A 16,651-nucleotide genomic window follows, 5' to 3' on the forward strand; every position below is an offset into this window, starting at 1 on the left:
GGGGAATGTCCCGCTTCGGCATGCAGATCGGGCGCTCTTAGTGGAAGGCCCGCAGAAGACGGTTGGCTTCGGCTTGCGCATCGCCAAGGGCTTCTTCCGGGGTTTTTTCACCGGTCAGGGCCGCCTGAATGGCGTTGTTCAGACCTTCGCGGACACGCGCGGTGTCATAGGTGGAAAACTCGGCAACCGAGACTTCAAGCTGATCACGCGCGACCAGCGCTGGCGGGAAGTCGGCAACATAGGCCTTAAGCGCGTCGGTTTCGTAGGCATCCGGGGTGACGCCAACATAACCGGTGGCAATCGACCATTCTGCCGCACGTTCCGGTGCGGTCATGTATTTGATCAGCGCCAGTGATGCTTCTTTCTGCTCATCGGTTGAGTCCTTGAACAGATAGAAGTTGCCGCCACCTGTCGGTGAGCCCGGCTGTTTGTGTTTCGGCAGCATGGCAACGCCGAAATCAAACTGTGCTTCGCGCTTGACCGCCGACAGGTTGCCGGTCGAATGCCACATCATGGCTGTCTGGCCCTGAACGAAGGCCTGACGAAGCGTGCCCCATTCAATGGTGCCTTCCGGCATGATTTTTTCTTCGGTCGCAAGGCCGCGCCAGAATTCAAGCGCCTCTACAACCGCCGGATCATCGAAATAGGTCTCGGTGCCATCAGCACTCATCAGTTCCTTGCCATTCTGGATGGCAAAGCACTGGAACATCCAGTACGGATACCCGGTCGAAGGTACCATCAGGCCCCATTTGCCGTCTTTCGAAAGCGCCTTGCCAGTCGTTACCAGTTCTTCCCAGGTCTTAGGCGGCATTTCCGGATCAAGACCGGCTTCGCGGAACATGTCCTTGTTGTAGTACATGACAATGGTCGAACGCTGGAACGGGATGCCCCAGGTTTTGCCATCGACTTCACCATTGGCCATCAGCGCCGGATAGAAGCCATTCAGCCATTCCTTGTCTTCGGCGGTTTTGACGACATCATCAAACGGAACAATCAGGTCCTGTTCGATCAGGTCATAGACGTCGATTGAAAACATCACGGAAAGCTGTGCTGGATCGCCGCTTTTGATCGCCGAAACTGCGCGCAGGCGGGTGTCGTCATAGTTGCCAGCATAGATGGCATTGACTTTGACATCCGGGTTTTCGGCTTCAAAGCCTTCGATCATGCCGTCAATCACGCTGGTCAGCGGGCCGCCAACAGCGACGGGATAATACATGGTCAACTCGGTCGCAGCAAAGGCCGGGCTTGCCGCCGTTGCCATCAGTCCGGCCGCGATTGCAGCACTGGTTACGATGTTACGCATGGACAATAGTTCCCTGTTAAAGTGTCGAAGTTGCAGTGTCAGGTTGAGAGGTGATCTTGGTAACGTGCGCTGATGTGCCCGGTACCGTCGGTGTCAGACGGTGACCGTGTTCGCCATCAAACCAGTGGGCCGCAGCGCCAGCCCAACTAAGCGAGACTTCCGTCCCCGGCGAAATTTCAACGCGACCGGGCAGTCGGGCGGTGGCCCCATCCGTTCCCGGGATCGCGACAAAGACAAATGTTTCTGCACCCAAAAACTCGCTGCCGGTCACGGTGGCGGGAATGCCCCAAGGTTGCTGCCCAAGCTTGGTCGACAGGATCAGGTCTTCGGGGCGGATGCCAAATGTCAGGTGATTGGCATCAAGACCGTCGGGGATGACCGAGGCAGGCAGGGCGTTTGCCGGTATAAGCGCCATGGGCGGGCTGCCAACAAAACCGGCGGCAAAGGCGGTGGCGGGTTTAAGGTAAAGGTCGGCGGGGTTGCCAACCTGCTCGATCCGACCGTCTTTCATCAGGATGACGATGTCGGCCATGCTCATGGCCTCGGTCTGATCGTGGGTGACATAAACAACCGTAATGCCAAGGCGCTGTTGCAGGTCGCGGATATCCTTGCGCACGGCATGGCGCAGCTTGGCATCAAGATTTGATAACGGCTCGTCCATCAGGCAAAGCGAATGACCGGCAACAATCGCGCGCGCCAGTGCCACGCGCTGTCGCTGCCCACCGGAAAGCTGGGCGGGTTTGCGGTCTTGATATCCTTCAAGGCCGGTCACACGCAGGGCATCGGTCAGGCGGGTGTTGATTTCATTTTTCTTGGTTTTGCGGACCTTGAGGCCAAAGACGATGTTTTCGGCAACGCTCAGATGCGGGAACAGGGCATAGGACTGAAACACCATCGACAGGCCGCGCTTGGATGGCGGGGTGCTTGTGACGTCCTTGCCATCAATCGCAATCGATCCCTGATCGGCGGTTTCAAGACCGGCAATCAGACGCAGGGTTGTCGACTTGCCACAGCCCGATGGCCCCAGCAGGACGACAAAGCTTCCGCGCGGAATGTCGAGTGACAGGTCATGCACGCCATTGCCGCCGTTAAACACGCGCGACACAGCATTGATGCGAATAAAGGGGGACTGGTTGGTCATTCGTAACTTTCGCTTTTGGCAATTTGCAGACGCGCGCGAACGTCCTGACGGTCAAATAACGGATCGAAAACGCCACCAGGCGCGCCATCGACCACGATCAGGTCAGGATCGGTCAGATGGCCGCCCTTGGCCGGGGCCGGGCGGCCGAATTTGGATTGATCGGCAACAAGGATGGAGTTGCGGCAATTGGCGGCAATCGCCTGACGCAGTGAAACTTCGCGATGATCGAAATCGGTCAGGGTACCGTCGGGCTCAACACCGCCAACGCCAAACAGGCCAAAATCGACCTTGTATTTGTTAAACATCGCCTCTGCCTCGGGGCTGATGACATCGCGATCGGGCAGGCGCAACGTGCCACCGGGAATGACAATCCGGTTGCCGGTATTGTTGCCCAGCGCCATGGCGGCATTCATGTTGTTGGTGATCACGGTCAGGTGGCGATGATCGGCCAGATTAAGCGCGACCAGTTCAAGCGTGCTGCCAATCCCGATCAGGATGGAGGCCCCGTCGGGGATCAGGCTTGCGACATGCAGCGATATGGCATGTTTGGCGGCGATATTGGTGACCTGCCGGCTTTCATAGGACAGGTTCATGCCCGGCTCACCTGCATATTCAACGCCGCCATGGCGACGGCGCACCAGATTGGCATCGCTGAGCATATTGACGTCGCGCCGCACGGTTTGCGGGGTAACGTCAAAATGCGCGGCCAGCTTGTCAATCGAGATAAAGCTGTCACGGCGGAGGATATCGATGATGTCGCGTTGTCGCGCGGAAATATTCATATGATCGTTCAATTTGTTGTTTTGAACATGAAAACGATCATAGGCGGCTTCGTTGTCACTACGGTTTCAAGTAAGTGACATTCGTGTGAATGTTCCGGCGGTTGCTAACGGCCCGGAAATCATGGGCTTAGAAAAGATGATTATGTGAGCAACGCCAATAGATCATCGGCGATGTGACGGGGACGGAACAAAAAACGCCGCCCGATCTGGCTCGGACGGCGTCGTGAAGCGTGCAATTGGCGCTTTGCTTGAATCAGAACAGCTTTTCGCGCGGGTCAAAGCGCGGGGCCGGTTCGGCGGCAAGCTGTTCAAACACCTCTTCAAGGGTGTCGGCAACGGTATAAAGGTTCTTGTGGCTTGGGCGGGCAAAGCCCTCCTCGATGATGCCGTCAATCATGTCAAAGCATTTGTCCCAGTAGCCCAGCGCATTAAGGAACACCATCGGTTTGTCATGAATGCCCAGTTGGCGCAGTGTCATGGCTTCAAACGCCTCATCAAGGCTGCCAAGCCCGCCCGCCAGGGTAACGAAAGCGTCCGATCGTTTGAACATCTCGACCTTGCGTTCATGCATGGACTTGCAAATGATCAGCTCGGACAGGCCGGTATGGCCAACTTCGATATCGTCAAGATGGGCCGGGATGATGCCAACAACTGTTCCGCCATTTTGCATGACGCCATTTGCCACAGCGCCCATAAGGCCGATGCGGCCCCCGCCATATACCAGTGTGATGTCGCGTTCGGCCATCATCTTGCCAAATGCGATGGCGTTTTCCATGTGTCGCGGGTCCTTGCCGTCCGAAGCACCGCAAAAGACACAGATTGATTTTATTTTCGTCATGGCGACCTGCCTTGTGTTTTTTGTTTCGCAGGTAGCGGGACGGCGCATTTGCAGCGCTTCGTCCCGTACGGAAAGCGACCATAACCGATCAAATCGCATCTGTGGCAGTAATTTCCGCATGGCAGCATCTGAAATTTAAATGACACGCCTGTGCCCAGATTTGATCGTCTTTGGCCGCATTGTTGCCAATTGGCTGTGGGATTAATCGGCAAGGCTTGGAAACCTGCGGATCGCGCGCTTTTTGTCGCAGGGTTAACAAGTTCTGAACCTGATTGTGGGATGGGTAGTTTTCAAAGCAGGAAACTGCGCTCGGCGTAACCATAAAAAGAAGGCAGGACCGCCCAACGTGTTTGTCGATAGTCCTTTCATTCTCGCTATTATGATATCGGGCATCATTGCTGCCGTTCTGATGCTGGCCTTGTGGCTGGGGCTGGAACGCGCGATTGCGCGCCGTCTTGTGCTGGGCGCAATCATCCCGGCGGTCGCCGTTGCGGTACCCGCGGCCATTGGCTTGCCCGAAACCGCACGTGGGGGTGTGGGGGCGGCACTTCTGATGCTTGTACTTGGCGGTGTCTGTGGCGCGATCATGGATATTTCGCGGCTGTCGGAACGCATTTCGCTGGGTGTCGCGGGGGTGATCCTGTTGCTGGGCGCATGGCTGGTTCTGGCCGCGCCAGTGAGCGGGCTTTTATACCATCCGACTGCGATCCAGATCGTCGCATGGCTGGCCTTTTTGCTGATCGGGGGCTGCTTCCTGTGGGTGACCCGCCCGGATTTCTCCGAAGATGACGAAGAAGTCGCGAAACCGGCCAAGGGCAGGAAAGCCAAAGGGGCCAGGTCAAAGGCCACCAAATCCCCGGCAGCGGAAGCGGCGGTCGATATTGAAAGCCTTGCCAAACCCGGGCCGGTCGCGGTTTTGATGACGCTGGCACTGGGGCAGGGGATCGTTGTGCATCTGTTCGGGCTGAATGATTTTGTTGTCTTGCAGGCAGCCCTGAGCGTTGCGCTGATTGTGGCCCTGATTTCTGAAAAGGCGGCACCACAATATCGTGTGGCCGTTTGGCTTGGTGTTGTCGGGGCGCTGATGGCAGGGGCTGCAAGTGCGATGATCATTGTTCCGGCATCCTGCCTTGCCTTTGCCGTGCTGCTGCTGGTGGTGTCCGGCCGTCAGGCATCTGTCCGGTTGGCAGCCCATCTTCCGGGTGATAATCCCGCACAAGCGGTGCTTTTGGGGACGGTCATAAAGGTTGGTGTTCTTGCCTTGCCGCTGATCATTGCGGCCCTTGTCGCCTATGTCGGTGCTGAAATGGCGGCAAGAGGTCTCTGAGTGTACGGGCAATGTCCGGCAAGTACTCTGAATCTCTTCATCTTTGCCTAACGGTTGCGCTGTATCGTTTGTTCGTTACGTTATGGAAACTGCGCGCTGAAAGTAGTACAAGTTTCTAATTAACGTGCTCGGACGGGTTGTTTGAGGGGAATATGGCAAACAATTTCAATGTCTTGAGCACGAGCGGTAGGGCAAGGACCTATTTAACTATAAACATCGTTCAAGGATATTTCCGGTGAAGCGACCCTATATCCTCGTCATTGTCGGCGTTGTATTGATCATTGCAGCGATTGCGCTGAATTATATGCTGACCAAGAGTGCGGACGAAGAAACCGCACCGTCAGTAACACAGGCGCCTTCGGTTACCACTGAAACGACGCCCAGCGAACCGGCATCGGAACCGGACAGCGCGCAGGACTCTGCCGCGCCTGAAATCACCAATCCAAGCTTTGATGTCGTGCGCATCGGCCCGGACGGAAATGCCGTCATCGCAGGCCGCGCCGAACCCAACAGCACGGTCCGCATTCGCGAAGGTGAAGAGGTGATTGGCGAAGCCACAGCCGATGAACGCGGCGAATGGGTTGTTCTGCCAAACAAGCCGCTGGCAAGTGGCGATCGTGAATTGTCGCTTGAGGCCGAAGACGAGACTGGCAAGGTTGCCAAGTCCGAGGACAAGATCGTTGTTCTGATCCCCGAGGAAGAAGCACCTGCGTCGACACCGGCGCCTGCGCCTGCGAGTGATCCGGCAACCGAAACCGCCGAAGCACCAGCAACAACCGAAACAACCGAAACAACCAAAGCAGCGGATGTTGCAGATGGTGTATCGGCACAATCTGATGAAGCTTCCAGCGAACCGGCCAAGGAAAAGCAGCCGATTATTGCGCTTAAGGTCCCGTCCGAAGGTGATGGTGCCGCAACCGTGATGCAGGGCCCCGCACCGGAGACCGCATCCGCACCCGAAGCGGAAGCAACCGAAACACAGGATCCAAGCCTGCCGCGCCTGTCGATTGATATCGTTGATTACGATACCGAAGGCCGCGTTGCGATGTCGGGCAAAGCTGATCTGGATCACACGGTTCGGATTTACCTTGATAACAAGCATGTTGGCACCGCACCGGCCGATGAAAACGGCAACTGGGCGCTGACCATCGGTGAGCCGATTGAACCGGGCAACTACACGATGCGTGCCGATCAGCTTGACAGTTCGGGTAACGTCACCGCACGCGTTGAAATTCCGTTCGAGCGGGCACGGCCCGATCAAATCCTTGAACCGGGGTCACGCTATGTCGTTCAACCGGGCAACAGCCTGTGGCGTATTGCGCGCCGCACCTATGGCGAAGGCCTGAAATACTGGGTGATCTATCATCAGAATCGCAATCAGATCCGCGATCCTGACCTGATTTACCCGGGGCAGATTTTTGCACTGCCGAACGAAGAAATTCAGCAATAAGCATCACTTTTCTTTTCGAGGGGCAAAGCACATGGTAAGTGTGTTTTGCCCCTTTTACGTACTGAACCTAAGTTTGGGGCCAAACATATGACGCGGGTTGCGTTGCCCTTTGTCATCACTAGATGCTAGGGAAGCGCCCGCACGGTACCAAGCGTACCAATTGATATGCCCAACCATGGCAACCAGGGAATTAAGACTTTGAAATCCGTTCTTGTGCCGATCAATCCGGAAGGCTGGAAATTCGTTGCGATCTTTGCAGCGATCACTGTGGGCTTGTTCCTGATTGCGGAACCGCTGGGCTGGATCGGCGTGATCCTGACACTTTGGTGCGCGTATTTCTTCCGCGACCCGGATCGTATTACCCCGATCGACGAAAACCTGGTGATTTCGCCAGCAGATGGCCGTGTTTGCATGATTTCGCAGGCTCCGCTGCCCAAGGAACTCGAACTTGATGACAAGACCCCGCGCACGCGTGTGTCGATCTTCATGAATGTGTTCAACGTCCATGTGAACCGCTGCCCGGTCAATGGCGAGATCATTGGCGAGGCCTATGTGCCCGGCAAGTTCGTCAACGCGGAACTCGACAAGGCATCGGAAAACAACGAACGCCAGATCCTTCTGGTGCGTGACAAGGAAGGCCGCGAGTTTGGTGTTGTCCAGATCGCTGGTCTGGTTGCACGTCGTATTCTGTGTGATGTCGGCACCGGGTCACAGCTTAAGGCTGGCGAACGTTTCGGCCTGATCCGCTTTGGCTCGCGCGTGGATGTTTATCTGCCAGAAGGCGTATCCCCCAATGTGATTGTCGGGCAAACCACGATTGCCGGTGAAACCGTCCTTGCCGATGTCTCGGTCAAGGACAAGGACGCGGCAGTCGGGGAGATCCGCTAATGGCAGGCGGCATCGATCCCATTCGTCGTCCCCGTCGCTTCAAGGCGATGTCGCTCACACGGCTGGTGCCCAATGTGGCAACGATAATGGGCATGTGTGCCGGTCTGACCTCGATCCGCTTTGCAATGCAGGATCGCTGGGAGGCCGCAGTTGCCGCCATTCTGATTGCCGGGATTATTGACGGTCTTGATGGCCGTCTGGCACGGATGCTGAATGCATCCAGCCGCTTTGGCGGCGAGCTTGACAGCCTGTCGGACTTTGTGTGCTTTGGCGTCGCACCGGCGATGATGCTGTATTTCTGGTCGCTGCATGAATTTGGCGGGATTGGCTGGGCTTTGTCATTGCTGTTTGCAGTTTGCATGATGCTGCGTCTGGCACGCTTTAATACCCAGATGCTGGGCGAACCGGAATTGCCGACATGGGCCTATCGGTTCTTTACCGGGGTTCCGGCCCCGGCGGCCGCCGCCCTTGCGATGTGGCCGATTGTGCTGACCTTCCAGTTTGGCGAAGGCATCTTTGATAGCCCCTATATCGTTGCGCCCTATGGCGTGATTATCGCGGGTCTGATGGTGTCGCGCTTGCCGACATTCAGCTTCAAGAAGGTCAAGGTGCCGCGTGCCTGGGTGCTGCCACTGATGCTGGCGTTCGGGGCGTCGGTGGCGTTTCTGGTATCCTCGCCGTGGCTGACGCTTTCGGTGATTGCCGCGATCTATTTCATCACCTTCCCGCTGTCCTATCGCTCCTATCGTCGTATGGGTGTCGAGAACCAGCAGCGTCGCGATGAGCAGGATGAAGAAGAGGATGACGGCGAGCCCGATGACGACCCGGAAGACGGGTTGAACCGCGTCCATCAAAACTGATCAAAAGATCAAAACAAAAGCCGGCATCATTGCCGGCTTTTTTGTTTATTGTGCGGCTGACGGACTGTATTCCAGCCGTGTTTCGAAATGTTCGGAATGGATGTACTGGTCGCGCGCGGCATAGAACCATTCACGGTCACTGGGACCAAGCCATTGGGCATAGAACTCTGTCCAGGGCATGGTCGGGTTTTCTTCGATGATGGTGTTGATTTTCGCAATCGTCTGTTTGCCGAGCGGGGTGTTCGCGCAGCCAATTGTGCCTTCAAGCAAGGTGGTATTGCCGGCAATTGGCAGGGCCTTGATTGCAAGTTCTGGCGTTAACAGACGGCGGTAATATTCTGCCTCGGACGGGAAATAAAGCGTCCAGTCGATCCTGCCAAGGTCAAGCATGCGGACAAACTTGGTATCCTCTGCGACCTGCATGACCTGATTGGTCTCGCGGAACTGGTTGATATGTGCATCTACATTTCTGCCATAGGCACGTCCGATGCGGATCGCTGCTGACAGGTTTTCGTCGCCCAGAATCCTGTCGAGTTCGATGTGACCCTCGTCATTGAGATAAGGGGTAAAGCGGTCCTCATCCTCCGCCCGAATGACGACCGAAACCGGCAGATGCAGCAAAACGGTATCGGCAAAAGTTATATATTTGCGTCGTTCCGGGGTGGGGATCAGTGTTGTTGAGCAGCGCAAGTCCCCGTCGCCGTTTTTCATTTCGGCCAGAAGACGGGCAAGGGGCACAAGCAGTACATCGTGATCGTATTGCGGAAGCTGGGCGGCAAACCAGTTCTGGGTATCGGCGGCATAGCCGCTCAGTTTGCCGGACTCATTGATGAAAGCCGGTGCAAAGGACGGGACAGCCCAGACAAGGGATTGATGATCTGGTGATGTGTCTTCGGCCACAGCCCCATGGGGCGTGAGCACACTTGACAGACCTAGTGTGCAGGTAAGTCCAAATGCCAGTGATCGTGCTTTATGCCAATGGGCCCATGCCATGAAATACCTTTGTTCCCGCGAGAAAACAGCTTTGAAAATGATTTCTAGAATACGTTTGGAATTCTTAGCAAAGTGTGTATCGCATGCCGCATTCATACAAATTCCAAAGCCAAATGTCACATGGTTATAATAAAGTGATTAATGTGGTTTTTCAAAGGCTGCGCGATACATGTGATGTCGCAGTCCAAAAAGAACCGGCCCCCAAAAAGGGGGCCGGTCTAACCGCGCGGCGGGGTCGGGGGAAAATGTCGCGCGGCTATGGGGTTTAAGGACTTGCTGACCTGTTTTATGGCGCCTGCTTCTTTGACCTGCCAAACCAGGCTGATACGGCAGATTTCAACCGTGATCCGATATTCATGTTTCGGATAAGGTTGCCGAGCTTGTGGCGCATCATCAACGCACAAGGCGTGAAGATCAGGGTCAAAGCAGTCGCAAAGGCCAGGCCAAACGCGATAGAGGTCGAAAGCTGAACCCACCACTGCGTGGAAGGTGCACCGACCGAAACATCGCGGGCGGCAAAGTCGATATTGATCTGCAAGACCATCGGTACCAGACCTAGAATGGTCGTGATCGTGGTCAGCATCACCGGACGCAGACGTTGCGCACCAGTTTGCAGGATGGCGGCCTCGATGCTGCTTGCGGTGTGCTTGAGCCGGTCAAACGTATCAATCAGAACGATGTTGTTGTTCACCACAATCCCGGCAAGCGCCACAATCCCGATCCCGTTCATCACAATCGAGAAGGCCTGCCCGGTGATCATCAGCCCCAGGAACACGCCAGCCGTGGACATGATGATGGCGACCATGATCATCAGCGAACTTGAGATGCTGTTAAACTGCGTCACCAGAATGATGAACATGATGAAGAGCGCGATCGAGAAGGCGTTCTGCAGGAATTCAGCAGACTTTTTCTGTTCTTCGTCCTGTCCTTTGAATTCAATCGAAACGCGCGGATCAAGTTCAAGTGTGCTCATCCACTTCTTGACTTCACCCAGTTTGGTATCGACCAGAACCCCTTCCTGCACGTCGGCCTTTACGGTCAGTGCGCGGCGGCTGTCAACGCGGGTCAGCGTGCCGGTTTTGGGCTTGGGCGTGCGTTTGATAAAGTTCGACAGCGGCACCAGACCTTTGTCGGTCACGATCTTGAGGTTTTGCAATTCCTCAAGCGAGCGATACTGGGCCGGATAGCGTCCGACAATATCAATCTCCTCGGTTGAGTCGTCCGGGCGATAGGTCGAGAAATTGATGCCATTGGTCACCAGTTTGACGACATTGCCAATCTGGTTGATGTCAGCACCAAATTTCAGGGCTTGTGCGCGGTCAACGCTGTATTCCCAGTCAATGCCCGGGGGGGACTTCCCGTCTTCGAAGTTATAAAGCCCGCCCATTTCCTGCAAACCGGTCATCAACGTGGTCGCGGTTTGATCAAGAAGTTCGGGATAGAAGGAACGTAGCTGGATCTGGATGTCCTTGCCTTGTGGCGGACCTGCTTCCTGGGCGCGGACCTCGATCCGGATACCGGCCAGATCAGCAGTTTCGGCCAGAATGCGTTTTTCGATCTCGGTCGCCTTGGGGCGGGTCTGCCAATCGGCATATTCAAGCTGAACCACACCAATCACGTCTTCGGCTGCTTCATTGCCACCCGCGCCCGAGCCGGACCGGGCATAGACAGTATCAAACCAGTTTTCGCCTTCGTGATGGGTATCAAGGGCAAGAATACGGTTTTCCACTTCACGCAACAGCGTGTCTTGCTGATAGTAGGACATGTTGCCGCGTGCGCGCACCTGAACAACGGCGACTTCGGGTTCGACCGCCGGGAAGAATTCAACGCCCTTGCCCAGTTGTCCAAATGCCGCCCAGACCGAAACCAGCACAACAAAGGCGGCGGGCACAATCAGCCAATAGAACCGGAGGCAGCCCTTGAGCATCCGGACATAAACCCCGGTGCCACCTTTGACCTTTTCGATGTCATCGCCATGGTCGGCGGCGATGGCTTCAAGGCTTTCGTTGTTTTGGCTGCCAGGCCTGCCGAACCACGCGCCAACGGTTGGCACGAAGATCAATGCCATGGCAAGCGATGCCGTCAGGGTGAACAGCACCGTGATCGGCAGGAATTTCATGAATTCCCCGACAATATCGGGCCAGAAGGCCAGCGGCAGGAAAGCCGCAAGGGTGGTTGCCGTTGATGCAATGATCGGAAGCGCCATGCGTTTCGCCGCAAGCGGGTAGGCCTTGCTGCGATGCAGGCCTTCGATCATTTTACGATCAGCATATTCCGTGACCACGATGGCCCCGTCGACCAGCATCCCGACGGCAAGAATAAGACTGAACAGCACGACGATATTGACCGTCATGCCCAATGCCCACAGCACAAGGATCGCGGTCAGGAAGGAGCCCGGAATGGCAAGCCCGACCAAAAGGCCAGAGCGCCAGCCAAGGGCCCAGATCACCACAACCATCACCAGCAGGATCGCAAGGATCACACTGTTCTGAAGGTCGGTCAGCATCGTGCGGATATCTGATGACTTGTCCTGCGAATAGCTGACTGTCAGGTTCGGCGGGAAGCTTTCCTGGGCTTCTGCGGTGGTGGCTTTGATGGCATCGATAACTTCGATGATGTTTTCGCCAACACGTTTGGAAACCTCGATCGCAATCGCCGGTTCGCCGTTCAGGCGGGCAAAGCTTTCGGCATCCTTGAAGGTACGGCGCACCTCGCCAATGTCGCGGAAGCGGATGACGGAATCACCATCAACCAGAAGCGGCATATCAAGAATGTCATCAACACTTTCAAAAAGACCGGGCACCTTGATGTTGAAGCGTCCGTTACCGGTATCAACGGCACCGGCCGCCACAAGCGCGTTCGAATTGCGCACCAGTGTCACGATATCGACACCGTTCAGGCGGTAGGCCTCGATCTTCATCGGGTCGATGATGAATTCGACCAGTTCTTCACGGTCACCAGCCAGATTGGCCTCAAGAACCGCAGGCAGGCCTTCAATCGCGTCTTTCAGGTCACGTGCCATGCGCAGCAATGCACGTTCAGGCACATCACCGGAAAGCGTAACAACCAGAACCGGGAACAGCGAAAGGTTGACCTCGTGAACTTCGGGGTCATCGGTGTCGTCAGGCAGCTCGGATTTGGCGATATCAACCCGTTCGCGGACATCGGCCAGTGCTTCGTCGATCTCGACGTCAGAATAAAATTCAAGGGTTACGGATGCGCCGTCCTGATAGGACTGCGAACGCATTTCCTTCACCCCTTCGATGGAGCGAAGTTCCTGTTCCATCGGGCGCAAAAGAAGACGTTCGGCATCTTCGGGTGAAACACCGTCATGATGCATGGTGACGTACAAAACCGGGATTTGCACATCCGGGTCGGCTTCCTTGGGAATGGCGTTATAGCCTGCCCAGCCTGCAGCCAGTAGCAGAATAAGAACCAGAATGACGGTGCGCGACCTGTTCAGCGCGTGATCAATCAGGGACATGTCTTATCTCCTCATGATACGCGCTAGTGCGCGGTGTTTTCTGAAAGGGTCTGGCCGTTTTCACCGGCCCCTGAAACAGGCGAGTTCTCATCCTGCATGATGGGCAGGCCATCCTTGTCTGTTTCAAGGTGGACAACATTGACGGTTGCGCCTTCCTTGACCCAGTCATGACCGACAACGATCAGCTCAAACTCTTCGGGAAGGCCGCCGATCCAGATGCGGTCGCGGCTGCCGCCTTGCAGTTCGACCGGCAGAAAATCGACCTTGTTGTCATCAACAATGGCGCGAACACCCAGTTCGCCCTCGTCATTGAGTGTCAGTACAGAAGACGTCACCTGATGGGCCCGCTTGGTGCCGACCGGAATTTCAAGCTGGGCGGTCATGCCATCGGGAATGCGCAGATCGGCATTCTCCATTTCGACTTCAACACGGAACGTACGGGTGTCATTGTCCGATACGCGCGCGGTATAGCGCACAATACCGTCATGGGTACTGCCATCAAACAGCGTGACCGTGGCCAACTGCCCAAGATCAATCGCGCGGATGGAATGTTCGGGCACATGGGCAACGACCAGCATCGGGTCGCCCTGAATAAGTGTCGCAAGCGTATCACCAATCGAAAGAAGGTCTCCGATTTCGGCCGGGCGTTCTTCAACAATGCCGTCAAATGGTGCGCGGATTTCAGTATTGCCAAGTTCCGTGCGCGCAATGGTCAGATCAGCACGTGCTTCCTCGAGCAGGGCAAGCGCCTGCGCGACGCCGGTTTTGGAGCGATAATTCTTCTGGGCCAGGCTTTCAGCAGCGGAATGTTCAAGTTCGCGCTGGGCCACAAGGGCACGGGCCTTGGCAACACGGGCCTGACGGTCGCCAATGTCGAGACGGGCAATCAAATCACCTTTCTGAATGGCTTGACCCTTGATCGCGCCGATTTCAACGACACGGGCTTCGGTTTCGGCACGAATTTCAACAGAAATGACCGCTTCGGTGCGTCCGGTAATGCGCAGATGATCAACGTGATCAACCGCTTTGCTGGTGATGGTTCGCACACTGGCCAAGGGCTTGGCGGTTTCGCTTTCGCTCGCGGTGTCGTTTGCTGCGGTCTGATCGGTCGCATCATCTCCCGTCATATAGGAGCTGCCGATCCATATAACGGTCCCTACGACCAGCAGAATAGCGATCAGTCGAGAAGCGTTCATTGTTCTGTTCCCTCAAATATTCCGTTGCCGGAATGCGTCAGTGGCAGTATCGGGCGCGTCTTGCGCTCTGTGTTTCCTCGCCATGCAATCTTGCGTGCTGCTTTGGCATCGGCCTGTCAGGATTTTTTGGTCTTGCGACTTTTCAGTTCATCAAGCAGGCCTTGCTTGTTTTCTCGAATAAACTTCAGCGTTGCGTCACACATGGCCTGTCCCAGCCCGGCAACAAAGCAACATCCCGGTTTGAGTTCGCCATTTTCATCGTGGGCATTCGATTTTTGATGCGCCGGTTTGTCGGTATTTTCCGGATCAATCTGCTGGCTCATCAACTCGTGACGTGCGGCAAACTCGTCAATCAGTGCTTCGGTCAGCTCGATGGGCATTTCCTCGGCAAAGGTCAGCATGAACAGAATGTCGGACCGATAGCGATCTTCAGCCGGTCTTGTTTGCAAAAGGGTGCGCAGGAATGTGCGGCGCCCTTCTTGCGTCAGTTGATAGATCTTCTTGTCCGGTCTGTTTTCCTGTTCATGTTCAACAAATGTCACCAGACCATCCTGAGTCAGTTTGGTCAGTGCAGGATAGATCGAACCAAGGGACGCGATTTGAAAATGACTGAAGGTGCCATCTTCAAACATCTTGCGGATTTCATATCCTGTTGCCTCGCCACCCATCAGGGCACCCAGACATAAAGTACGTACGTCCATCTTGTGTTCTTTATCCTTGTTGTTTCCCGGATCAAAAGCGCTTTGACGGGGGAAGCTGTCAAAGCAACTATATCAATCCGACATATGTCGGACTATCATATATCAGTTCGATATAGTCAATCGAATATAACGGAACTTTTTATGACAGCCCTTCAATCTGGACGATCCATAGGTGGATTGTGTTACATCTTGATCCGCGATGGTGATCCAGTACGGCGCATCCGGTCCCGAGATTGGCAAATATGGCCAATTGTTGCGTCCGCCTGTGCATAATCGGACGCCGATAGTGTCCGTTTGTGTCTATTGAAACGATATAGACGGTCTGATTGGCGCATGTGTGACCGCCCAGACAATGATGGCGTGATAAAGAATTCGGGAGTATGGCGGGATGGCCGGTTGGACGCATTATATCAGTGCTGTGGTGTCAGCAGTCGGCGTGGCACAGGCGGTGTTCCTTTGCCTGATATTGCGGTCCGAAGGCACCCGTGCGTTCGGGGCCAACCGGTGGATGATGCTGTTTATCGCCGGTGTTGCGCTTAATCTGGTCGAAGATGTCGCCGAGATCATTGTTTCGCCCGAGTTGGACGACTTCCTTCACCTGTTCTTTGATCCTGTCAACTTTACCATTGGACCGGCGATTTATCTGTACTTCCGTGAAATTTCGGGAAACCCGTCCCGCCGACCGTGGGGGCATTTCGTTTTGCCGCTGGTGGCGTTGAACCTGACGGCCTGGACGGTGACCCATGGCGGGGACCAATCAGTCCTCCGGGGTGGGGAATACAGTGCACGTCAACTGGTCGATGCTTTCTGCTGGACCGCGATTTTCGTCCAGATCAGCGTTTATCTGGTGTTGCTGTGGCGCGTGGCGTCACGTTATTTGCGCAAAACCGAAGAACAGCTTGGTGCGGATCGCAAGGCGATGCAACGCTGGATCGCGGTTATTGTCGGTGGTCTGACATTCGTGTTCATCACGGTGTCTGTTGGCAAGATCGTTGGTCTTTATCTGCCCGATAACACCGCAATGTTTGGCAGCGAGATCGCCTTTGCGCTGGTTCTGTTTGCCATGACTTATGAAATTGCGACCCAGCCCGCGCTGTTTGTCATGGCGGACTGGCCTGCTGATGACGGCGCTGATGATGGCGCCAACGAAACCGCCGGTCAAACCTTTGAAGCGCAACGCGAAAAAACGACGCCGATCGCTGCAAGTGCCCCGGTGACAAAGGAAACACAAACCGATATTACCGCGCCGCGCCCGTTGCTTGATACCGATGGGGTAAATCGGGCGCTGGCACGCCTTGGTGATATTCAGGCGCGGGGAGATATCCTGCTTGATCCGTTGGTGTCGTTGCCAAAGCTCGCCCGTGCGGTCGGGATAACACCCAATCAGCTTTCCTATGTGCTTAATCACCATGTCGGCAAAAGTTTCTTTGATTTCGTCAATGCCGCGCGCATTGATGAAGCACGATCGGTTCTTGTGCTGGAGCCTGATCGCACCATTCTTGATATCGCGCTCAGTGTCGGGTTCAATTCGAAATCGACGTTTAACCTTGCATTCAAAAAGATCACCGGCGAAACCCCCAGTGCCGTACGTGAAGCTGCAAGGCGTGACGCTGTTCGCGCCGCCGGAGCATCCGAATTGCCAACGGCACGACCGGATCATCAGCATTGGACGCCAAAGGCCGGGTGAT

13 protein-coding genes are annotated in these 16,651 nt (G+C 55.5%); 5 read left to right on the plus strand and 8 right to left on the minus strand.

The genetic code is table 11. From position 1 onward, the window contains the following. Positions 1-37: 37 nt before the first annotated feature. From AUQ43_RS06985 to AUQ43_RS07000, 4 genes are all read right to left on the minus strand, one after another. Positions 38-1,303 carry an ABC transporter substrate-binding protein gene (locus tag AUQ43_RS06985; protein WP_062955542.1) on the minus strand — a complete coding sequence of 422 codons (1,266 nt, stop codon included), beginning with the start codon at positions 1,301-1,303 and terminating at the stop codon, positions 38-40. A 16-nt stretch (positions 1,304-1,319) separates the two neighbouring features. Beyond that, entirely contained in the window at positions 1,320-2,444 is a 1,125-nt protein-coding gene (locus AUQ43_RS06990; protein ID WP_062955543.1) for an ABC transporter ATP-binding protein, read from the minus strand. Continuing rightward, on the minus strand, positions 2,441-3,226 hold the full coding sequence (locus AUQ43_RS06995; protein ID WP_062955544.1) for a DeoR/GlpR family DNA-binding transcription regulator: 786 nt from the start codon (positions 3,224-3,226) through the stop codon (positions 2,441-2,443). The genes AUQ43_RS06990 and AUQ43_RS06995 overlap by 4 nt, the downstream gene beginning before the upstream one ends. Positions 3,227-3,479: 253 nt before the next feature. Beyond that, positions 3,480-4,064 (minus strand): TIGR00730 family Rossman fold protein, encoded by a 585-nt coding sequence (locus tag AUQ43_RS07000; RefSeq protein WP_062955708.1) that lies wholly within the window; start codon positions 4,062-4,064, stop codon positions 3,480-3,482. 346 nt (positions 4,065-4,410) lie between these two features. On the opposite strand from AUQ43_RS07000, the gene AUQ43_RS07005 reads away from it, so the two are divergent. The 4 genes from AUQ43_RS07005 (at position 4,411) to pssA (ending at position 8,589) form a co-directional block, all read left to right on the plus strand. Next, complete coding sequence (locus tag AUQ43_RS07005) at positions 4,411-5,391, plus strand: hypothetical protein (protein WP_062955709.1); 981 nt, start codon at positions 4,411-4,413, stop codon at positions 5,389-5,391. Between the two features lie 235 nt (positions 5,392-5,626). Beyond that, positions 5,627-6,841: an Ig-like domain-containing protein gene (locus tag AUQ43_RS07010; RefSeq protein ID WP_062955545.1), complete on the plus strand. Its 1,215-nt coding sequence runs from the start codon at positions 5,627-5,629 to the stop codon at positions 6,839-6,841. 165 nt (positions 6,842-7,006) lie between these two features. After that, positions 7,007-7,729, plus strand: a complete 723-nt coding sequence (locus AUQ43_RS07015; RefSeq protein ID WP_062955546.1) for a phosphatidylserine decarboxylase — start codon at positions 7,007-7,009, stop codon at positions 7,727-7,729. Further along, positions 7,729-8,589, plus strand: coding sequence for a CDP-diacylglycerol--serine O-phosphatidyltransferase (pssA, locus tag AUQ43_RS07020; protein ID WP_062955547.1), 861 nt, complete (start codon positions 7,729-7,731; stop codon positions 8,587-8,589). Before AUQ43_RS07015 ends, pssA begins: the two co-directional genes overlap by 1 nt. A gap of 45 nt (positions 8,590-8,634) precedes the next feature. Here the strand turns inward: pssA and AUQ43_RS07025 are convergent, their stop codons facing one another. From AUQ43_RS07025 to AUQ43_RS07045, 4 genes are all read right to left on the minus strand, one after another. Then, the gene (locus AUQ43_RS07025) at positions 8,635-9,582 is read right to left on the minus strand and encodes a TIGR02285 family protein (protein WP_062955548.1); all 948 of its coding nucleotides are present in this window, start codon (positions 9,580-9,582) and stop codon (positions 8,635-8,637) included. 286 nt (positions 9,583-9,868) lie between these two features. Continuing rightward, positions 9,869-13,066, minus strand: coding sequence for an efflux RND transporter permease subunit (locus tag AUQ43_RS07035; RefSeq protein WP_062955550.1), 3,198 nt, complete (start codon positions 13,064-13,066; stop codon positions 9,869-9,871). Positions 13,067-13,089: 23 nt separating this feature from the next. Next, entirely contained in the window at positions 13,090-14,262 is a 1,173-nt protein-coding gene (locus AUQ43_RS07040; RefSeq protein WP_062955551.1) for an efflux RND transporter periplasmic adaptor subunit, read from the minus strand. A gap of 116 nt (positions 14,263-14,378) precedes the next feature. After that, positions 14,379-14,963: a PadR family transcriptional regulator gene (locus AUQ43_RS07045; protein ID WP_062955552.1), complete on the minus strand. Its 585-nt coding sequence runs from the start codon at positions 14,961-14,963 to the stop codon at positions 14,379-14,381. A 388-nt stretch (positions 14,964-15,351) separates the two neighbouring features. Here AUQ43_RS07045 and AUQ43_RS07050 point away from each other — a divergent pair, with 388 nt between their 5' ends. Further along, positions 15,352-16,650 carry an AraC family transcriptional regulator gene (locus AUQ43_RS07050; protein ID WP_062955553.1) on the plus strand — a complete coding sequence of 433 codons (1,299 nt, stop codon included), beginning with the start codon at positions 15,352-15,354 and terminating at the stop codon, positions 16,648-16,650. The last annotated feature ends 1 nt before the right edge of the window (position 16,651 follow it).

Origin of the sequence: Thalassospira sp. MCCC 1A01148 (assembly GCF_001613795.1) — a bacterium.
Classification (GTDB): Bacteria; Pseudomonadota; Alphaproteobacteria; order Rhodospirillales; family Thalassospiraceae; genus Thalassospira.

What these genes read in the sequence shown, in the direction of transcription:
- AUQ43_RS07000 (WP_062955708.1), bottom strand. Translation starts at nt 4,064, where the DNA reads ATGACGAAAATAAAATCAATCTGTGTCTTTTGCGGTGCTTCGGACGGC.
- AUQ43_RS07040 (WP_062955551.1), bottom strand. Translation starts at nt 14,262, where the DNA reads ATGAACGCTTCTCGACTGATCGCTATTCTGCTGGTCGTAGGGACCGTT.
- AUQ43_RS07045 (WP_062955552.1), bottom strand. Translation starts at nt 14,963, where the DNA reads ATGGACGTACGTACTTTATGTCTGGGTGCCCTGATGGGTGGCGAGGCA.
- AUQ43_RS07015 (WP_062955546.1), top strand. Translation starts at nt 7,007, where the DNA reads ATGCCCAACCATGGCAACCAGGGAATTAAGACTTTGAAATCCGTTCTT.
- AUQ43_RS07050 (WP_062955553.1), top strand. Translation starts at nt 15,352, where the DNA reads ATGGCCGGTTGGACGCATTATATCAGTGCTGTGGTGTCAGCAGTCGGC.
- AUQ43_RS06995 (WP_062955544.1), bottom strand. Translation starts at nt 3,226, where the DNA reads ATGAATATTTCCGCGCGACAACGCGACATCATCGATATCCTCCGCCGT.
- AUQ43_RS07035 (WP_062955550.1), bottom strand. Translation starts at nt 13,066, where the DNA reads ATGTCCCTGATTGATCACGCGCTGAACAGGTCGCGCACCGTCATTCTG.
- AUQ43_RS07025 (WP_062955548.1), bottom strand. Translation starts at nt 9,582, where the DNA reads ATGGCATGGGCCCATTGGCATAAAGCACGATCACTGGCATTTGGACTT.
- AUQ43_RS06985 (WP_062955542.1), bottom strand. Translation starts at nt 1,303, where the DNA reads ATGCGTAACATCGTAACCAGTGCTGCAATCGCGGCCGGACTGATGGCA.
- pssA (WP_062955547.1), top strand. Translation starts at nt 7,729, where the DNA reads ATGGCAGGCGGCATCGATCCCATTCGTCGTCCCCGTCGCTTCAAGGCG.
- AUQ43_RS06990 (WP_062955543.1), bottom strand. Translation starts at nt 2,444, where the DNA reads ATGACCAACCAGTCCCCCTTTATTCGCATCAATGCTGTGTCGCGCGTG.